Source organism: Paenibacillus sp. P3E, assembly GCF_001909045.1.
Lineage (GTDB): Bacteria > Bacillota > Bacilli > Paenibacillales > Paenibacillaceae > Paenibacillus_AQ > Paenibacillus_AQ helianthi.
Genome location: NZ_LVWH01000124.1, coordinates 1 through 1,033, shown reverse-complemented (window position 1 = coordinate 1,033; position 1,033 = coordinate 1). Strand labels below are relative to the sequence as shown.

Annotated in this window: 2 tRNA genes and 2 rRNA genes; all 4 read left to right on the top strand. The window is 50.5% G+C overall.

The features are described from left to right. A 16S ribosomal RNA gene (locus A3842_RS11405) occupies positions 1 to 244 on the top strand; the annotation flags it as partial. A 122-nt stretch (positions 245 to 366) separates the two neighbouring features. Then, positions 367 to 483 (top strand): 5S ribosomal RNA (gene rrf, locus A3842_RS11400). Between the two features lie 46 nt (positions 484 to 529). Further along, positions 530 to 606, top strand: a tRNA-Ile gene (locus tag A3842_RS11395). Between the two features lie 21 nt (positions 607 to 627). Further along, positions 628 to 703, top strand: a tRNA-Ala gene (locus tag A3842_RS11390). Positions 704 to 1,033 lie beyond the last annotated feature (330 nt).

Below are 1,033 nucleotides of genomic sequence, written 5' to 3'. Positions count from 1 at the left end.
TTCGGATTGCAGGCTGCAACTCGCCTGCATGAAGTCGGAATTGCTAGTAATCGCGGATCAGCATGCCGCGGTGAATACGTTCCCGGGTCTTGTACACACCGCCCGTCACACCACGAGAGTTTACAACACCCGAAGTCGGTGGGGTAACCCGCAAGGGGGCCAGCCGCCGAAGGTGGGGTAGATGATTGGGGTGAAGTCGTAACAAGGTAGCCGTATCGGAAGGTGCGGCTGGATCACCTCCTTTCTATGGAGAATCGTTTCCTGCAACGGAAACATTCAAATCGGAAGCTTGACTTCCACTAGAACCCTTGGGTTCGAACACTCACTCGTGTTCAGTTTTGAAAGAGCAAGTCTCTTTCGTATGCGTTTGGTGGCGATAGCGGAGGGGTTCCACACGTACCCATCCCGAACACGACCGTTAAGTCCTCCAGCGCCGATGGTACTTGGACCGAAGGGTCCTGGGAGAGTAGGACGCTGCCAAGCGGACAACCAATCCTTTGGTTGATTCAAAATGTTATATATGTTATATGGGCTTTTAGCTCAGTTGGTTAGAGCGCACCTCTGATAAGGGTGAGGTCGGTGGTTCGAGTCCACCAAGGCCCACCATATAACATTATATCCCTTTATGGGGCCATAGCTCAGCTGGGAGAGCGCCTGCCTTGCAAGCAGGAGGTCAGCGGTTCGATCCCGCTTGGCTCCACCAAAATGTTTTACATGAAATAGTATAATGTAGTACCTTGATCCTTGAAAACTGGATACCGAAACGAAAATGCGTTTTAGAACATCTTTTAGCTGAAACTTGTGTAAACAAGTTGAAATAGTTATTAGTATGCTGGAAGCGAAGGTTTTCGATTGTGAAGCGACCTTTGGCTTTAAACAGACTAGCGAACGGATTCATCCGGGAGCGCTGTTTAAAACAAGATGAGCGAACAAGCGAAACACCGGAGCGATGGTTAAGCTAATAAGAGCACACGGAGGATGCCTAGGCGCCAGGAGCCGACGAAGGACGTGGCGAACAACGAAACTGCCTCGG